This window comes from Mycobacterium sp. (assembly GCF_035506235.1).
Lineage (GTDB): Bacteria > Actinomycetota > Actinomycetes > Mycobacteriales > Mycobacteriaceae > Mycobacterium.
The window spans coordinates 1-5363 of record NZ_DATJPU010000113.1 but is presented as its reverse complement, the minus strand read 5'-3'; the positions used below and the strand labels follow the sequence as shown (position 1 = coordinate 5363).

General features: G+C 66.4%; 6 protein-coding genes. 3 read left to right on the top strand and 3 right to left on the bottom strand.

All coding sequences use genetic code 11. The features are described 5' to 3' along the window. Positions 1-282, bottom strand: a 282-nt coding sequence (locus VMD50_RS10575; protein ID WP_325427528.1) for an aldehyde dehydrogenase family protein, incomplete at its 3' end; no start/stop codon positions are given. Between the two features lie 385 nt (positions 283-667). Between VMD50_RS10575 and VMD50_RS10570 the strand changes: the two genes are divergently transcribed. The 3 genes from VMD50_RS10570 (at position 668) to VMD50_RS10560 (ending at position 3051) form a co-directional block, all read left to right on the top strand. Further along, the gene (locus tag VMD50_RS10570; protein ID WP_325427526.1) at positions 668-1369 is read left to right on the top strand and encodes an SDR family NAD(P)-dependent oxidoreductase; all 702 of its coding nucleotides are present in this window, start codon (positions 668-670) and stop codon (positions 1367-1369) included. Positions 1370-1459: 90 nt separating this feature from the next. Continuing rightward, the gene (locus tag VMD50_RS10565) at positions 1460-1660 is read left to right on the top strand and encodes a ferredoxin (protein WP_325427524.1); all 201 of its coding nucleotides are present in this window, start codon (positions 1460-1462) and stop codon (positions 1658-1660) included. 134 nt (positions 1661-1794) lie between these two features. Beyond that, positions 1795-3051, top strand: a complete 1257-nt coding sequence (locus VMD50_RS10560) for a cytochrome P450 (protein ID WP_414686042.1) — start codon at positions 1795-1797, stop codon at positions 3049-3051. A 128-nt stretch (positions 3052-3179) separates the two neighbouring features. Here the strand turns inward: VMD50_RS10560 and VMD50_RS10555 are convergent, their stop codons facing one another. Continuing rightward, positions 3180-4355, bottom strand: a complete 1176-nt coding sequence (locus tag VMD50_RS10555) for an acyl-CoA dehydrogenase family protein (protein WP_325427520.1) — start codon at positions 4353-4355, stop codon at positions 3180-3182. Then, complete coding sequence (locus VMD50_RS10550; protein ID WP_325427518.1) at positions 4339-5337, bottom strand: acyl-CoA dehydrogenase family protein; 999 nt, start codon at positions 5335-5337, stop codon at positions 4339-4341. The genes VMD50_RS10555 and VMD50_RS10550 overlap by 17 nt, the downstream gene beginning before the upstream one ends. Between the last annotated feature and the right edge of the window lie 26 nt (positions 5338-5363).

The window sequence follows — 5363 nt, the reverse complement described above, 5'->3', positions numbered from 1 at the left end:
GGCGCCGTGCGTGAGGGCGCGCGTGGCGCCGACTTCCGCGATGGTCAGCTCACGAAGCTCCTCGGCATGCCCGACCAGCGCACGGTGCAACTGGTCGAGGCAGCGCGCCCGCAGCTCGACGTCGGTCGACCACCTGGTCGTATCGAACGCACGCCGGGCCGCCGCGATCGCCGCCGCGGCCTGCTCCGCGCCGGCGTCGGGAGCATGTCCGATGACGGCACCGGCGGCGGGATTGATCGAGGGGAACGTTGCGTCGGTGGCGACGAGCCGGCCGTCGATCAGCAGCCGGCGGTCGACCCGTGGCTCGGGCGCGGCATCCGCGATGGTCACCGAGGTGGTCCCCAAGGCGGTGTCTGCCGTGTCCTGCACTGGCATCCCTACTTCCTTGTGTGGTGACGGTCACGATAATTTCATTCTCGTCTCCGGCGAATCTTACATTCGGGTCTCGATAATTCAAGAAACTCTCAGGAATAGGACAGGGCCGCCGACCAGCGGCGTCAACGCTGAAGCGTTGCGGCAGCGGGCGTCTCGGCGCAGGCCGAAGATGGTTTTAGACCCGTGTTGCATGGCGCTCTGCGGCGAGAGTAAGGTTCTCATAATTGCAAGGGAGATTCTTTGTGACTGAGACGGCGACATTTGGCGCCGAGGCCAGCTTGGTGTCGGGAACGTGAAGACCGCGGTCGTCACCGGTGGCGGCTCCGGCATCGGTCAAGCGGTCGCGCAACGCCTGCGCGCCGACGGTCTCGACGTCGCCACGGTCGACCTCAGGCCATCGGAAACCGATTTCGCCTTTACCGCCGACGTCACCGACCGATCGCAAGTGGATGCCGCGCTCGCGGCCATCCGCGCCCGGCTCGGGCCGGTGACGGTTCTGGTCAACGCCGCGGGCCTGGACGGCTTCAAGCGCTTCAGCAACATCACCTTCGAGGACTGGCACCGCGTGATCGATGTCAACCTCAACGGGGTCTTCCACATGATTCAGGCGGTGCTGCCCGACATGGTCGAGGCCGGGTGGGGGCGGATCGTCAACATCTCGTCGTCGAGCACGCATTCCGGCGCGCCCTACATGAGCCACTACGTGGCGGCCAAGTCCGCCGTCAACGGCCTCACCAAGTCGCTGGCGCTCGAGTACGGGCCCAGCGGCATCACCGTCAACGCCGTGCCGCCGGGGTTCATCGACACCCCGATGTTGCGCGCCGCCGAACAGAACGGGTTCCTCGGCGACATCGAGGCGACCATCGCCCGGACCCCGGTGCGCCGGATGGGCAAGCCGGAAGACATCGCGGCGGCGTGCGCCTTTCTGATTTCCGAGGAGGCCGGCTACATCACCGGTCAGATATTGGGCGTCAACGGTGGCCGAAACACCTGAGCATCGACGAGGAGAGACAGTGGCAGACGGCGACATCATCGGTACCACTACTAATTCCTGAAGACAACTTGATCCTCAAAGGGAGTAATCGTGAAGGTCTGGGTTGATCCGGAACGCTGTCAGGGCCACACCCTGTGCTCGATGATCGCTCCAAATTCCTTCCAGCTCAGCGACATCGACGGCAGCTCGTCGGCGATCGACGAAGTGGTGCCGGACGATCGCGAGGATCAGGTCCGCGAGGCCGCGCGATCCTGCCCGGAGCAGGCGATCATCATCACGGATGAAACATAAAGGGAGACAGCGCCTTGAGTGTCGACGACAGTGTTGATGACAAAGTCGGTGACAGCGATCGCGAGCGGAACCGGTATCACTTCGATCGGCACTCCGCGGAGTACCGCTCGCAGTTCAAGGCGATCACCGAGGAGATGCAGGCCCGCTGCCCGATGGCCTGGAGCGACACCTACGGCGGGCACTGGGTGGCGGCCGGCAGCCGCGAGGTCTTCGAACTCGCCCGCTGCCCGGCGGTCTCCAACGACCACGACGTCAACAACGAACGCCGCGGCTACAAGGGCATTTCGATCCCGACGGCCAGCCGCATCAACGGCGTGCGGGGCGGCATCCTGGAGATGGACGACCCCGAACACCGCATCTACCGAAATGTGTTGAACCCCTACCTGTCACCGGCCGCGGTCAAGCGGTGGGCGCCGTTCATCGATGACGTGACGCGCGCCTGCCTCGACGAGAAGATCGAGGAAGGGCGCATCGACTTCGTCGAGGACCTGGCCAACGTTGTGCCCGCGGTTCTGACGCTGGCGTTGCTGGGCATCCCGCTGCGGAACTGGAAGATGTACAGCGAGCCGACGCATGCCGCGATCTACACGCCCGAGCACTCCCCCGACATCCAGCGAGTCACCGAGATGCACCGGCAGATGGGGCTCGACCTGGTCAACAACATGATCGAGATTCGCGAAAAGCCGCGGCCCGGAATCGTGAACGCTCTGGTCGAGATGCGGATTGACGGGCAGCCCGCGCCCGATCTGGAGATCCTCGGCAATCTCGGCCTGGTGATCGGCGGCGGCTTCGACACCACGACGGCACTGACGGCTCATTCCCTGGAATGGCTTTCGGAAAACCCCGACCAGCGCGAGCTGCTCGGCCGGCAACGCGACACGCTGCTCGACCCCGCGACCGAAGAGTTCCTGCGCTACTTCACCCCGGCACCCGGCGATGGCAGGACATTCTCCGACGATGTCGAACTCGACGGGGTGCGCTTCAAAGAGGGTGACCGGCTGTGGATCTCGTGGGCCATGGCCAACCGCGACCCGTCGGTCTTCCACGACCCGGACGAGGTCATCCTCGACCGCAAAGGCAACCGGCACTTCAGCTTTGGCCTTGGAGTGCACCGCTGCATCGGATCGAACGTGGCGCGCACCGTGTTCAAGTCCATGCTCACGGCGGTTCTCGACCGGATGCCCGACTACCGATGTGACCCCGAGGGCACCGTGCACTACGAGACCATCGGCGTCATCCAGGGCATGCGCAGGCTGCCGGCCACCTTCACACCCGGCCCCAGGCTGGGCGCGGGCCTCGACGAGACGCTCGACAAGCTGCAACGCGCCTGCGATGAGCAGGAGCTGGCCAGGCCGATCACCGAGCGCAAGGAAGCCGCCGTCATTGACTAGCGCGAGCAGACACAAAAGCCCCCATGACATCGGCGTGTCGGGGGCTTTTGTGTCTGGTCGCCTAGGAACTCCCCCCACCGCCCGCTTGCGGGGACACACCAGCGTGACGGCCGGGGATTAAAGAGGCCTCAGCCGCGCGGTAGGCCGAGCACCCGCTGGGCGATGATGTTGCGCTGGATCTCCGAGGTGCCACCGGCGATCGTCCCGGAAAAGCTTCGGGCATAACGCTCGAACCAGCTGGCGAAATAGTGGTCCAGATTCATGTGCGCATACGGCCCGGTCTGGCCCGGATGAATCAGCCCGCCGGCCCCGGCGGACGTCAGCGCGAGATCCATCCCGCGCAGCTCCGCTTCCGAACCCAGGAGCTTGAGCACCGAGATCGCGGCCACGTCGTCTTCGCCGCGGGCGGCGCGGGCCAGAGCCGCCGAACCCAGCAGGCGCAGCGCCTGTTTGTCCATGATCGTCGAGGCGTATTCGTCGCGCTCGACCTCGGTGCCGGGATGGAAGTCGGCGATCATGTTGTCGAGACGATCGGCGAAGCCCAGCCACATCATGGTGCGCTCGTGGCCCAGCGATCCGTTGGCCACCCGCCAGCCCTGGTCGAGCTCACCGACCAGGTTCTCCGCCGGTACCCGCACATCGGTGAAGAACACCTCGTTGAAGTCCAGGTCGTCGATCGAACAGATCGACGGGAAGGGCCTGCGCACGACGCCGGGGGTGCCGGTGGGAATCACCAGCGCGCTAATTCCCTTGTGCTTGGGCGCATCTGGATTCGTCCGGACGAAGGTCAGCAAGACGTCGGCGTCGTGGGCCCCGGAGGTCCACACCTTCTGACCGTTGACCACGAAGTGATCGCCGTCGAGAACGGCGCGGGTGCGCAGCGACGCCAGATCGGAGCCGGCACCGGGCTCGCTCATCCCCAGCGACGCGGTGATCTCGGCACGCAGGATGGGTACCGCCCACCGAAGTTTTTGTTCGTCGCTGCCAAACGACAACAGCGATGCCGCAACGATATTCACGCCTTGCGGATTGAAGCTGTGATAGATCCGGCGGCGGCTGAGCTCCTCCAGGTAAACGAACTGCTGCAGCACGGTCGCGTTGCGCCCGCCGAACTCCGGCGGCTGACTTGGCAGCAGCCAGCCGTTGTCGAACAACAGCCGCTGCCAGCGACGGGCCCACTGCGGCATGTGGGAGACCGATCGGGGGCGCTCCAGCGTTTCGCTTGCGTCCGGCAGGTTTTCGTCCAGGAACGCCGCGAACTCCGCCCGAAACGCCTCGACGTCGGGATCAAAATTCAGCTGCACGGTACTCCTCCGCGATCCGCGCCCGGTGTTCCGCGGCGCCGCCGAGCATGAGCTCGCCGGCCTTGGCCCGCTTGAGCGCGAACTGCAGGTCGTTCTCCCAGGTGAAGCCCATCGCACCGAAAAGCTGTAGGCCGTGCCGGAATACGAGCGACTGGCACTCCCCCGCCGACGCCTTGGCCATGGCGGCCGCCAGCCGGCGGCGGGGATCGTCGGCCGCGATCGTCAGCGCGGCGAAGTAGGCCAGCGCCCGGGCGCGTTCCACCGCGACGTGCATGTCGACGGCCTTGTGCTGGACGGCCTGGAAGGAACCGATCGGCACACCGAATTGCTGCCGGTTGCGGACGTGGTCGAGGACCATGTCGAGGATGCGCTGGCAGGCGCCGACCATCGTGATCGCCATGCCCGTCAACGCGACATGGCGCGCGCGCTCCGCGTCCACGGTGAGCCGGGCACTGTCGGGCACCCGGACTTCGCCGAACGACAGATCGGCGACGTGCAGGACGGGGTCGAAAACCGCCGAGCGGCGGGCCGACACCTGATTGGCCGCGACGACGAACACCCCGGCGTCGGTCACCACGGCCAACCGGTCGACACGATCACCGTCGAGGACGTGGCGGGCGGTGCCGTCCAACACCCAGCCGTCGGCGTGCCGGTGCGCCCAGACCCCGCCGTATACGGCGGCTCCGGCCTCGTGCGGGTCGAACCGATCGGCGGCCAGCGGGGCGAACTGGCTCATCGTCGCCAGGAACGGGGTGGGATCGGTCGCGTGCCCCAACTCCTCGAGCACGATGGCCAGCTCCACGGCGCCGGCCGGATCGTTCAGCTCGGTCCAGCCCTGGTCGACATACGACTTCCACAACGGGCTCGGGTCGACGCCGTCCTCGGCCACGCTGCGCACCAGCGACGGCGGGCACTGCTTGGCGACGACGTCGCGAACGGTCTTCTGCCACAGCCGCTGATCGGCATCGAACTCCAACAGCATCCGGGCCGCCTCCTGTCGTCACCGCC

Excerpts from the sequence above, each read along its gene's own strand:
- VMD50_RS10550 (WP_325427518.1), bottom strand. The coding sequence starts at position 5,337 with ATGCTGTTGGAGTTCGATGCCGATCAGCGGCTGTGGCAGAAGACCGTT.
- VMD50_RS10560 (WP_414686042.1), top strand. The coding sequence starts at position 1,795 with ATGCAGGCCCGCTGCCCGATGGCCTGGAGCGACACCTACGGCGGGCAC.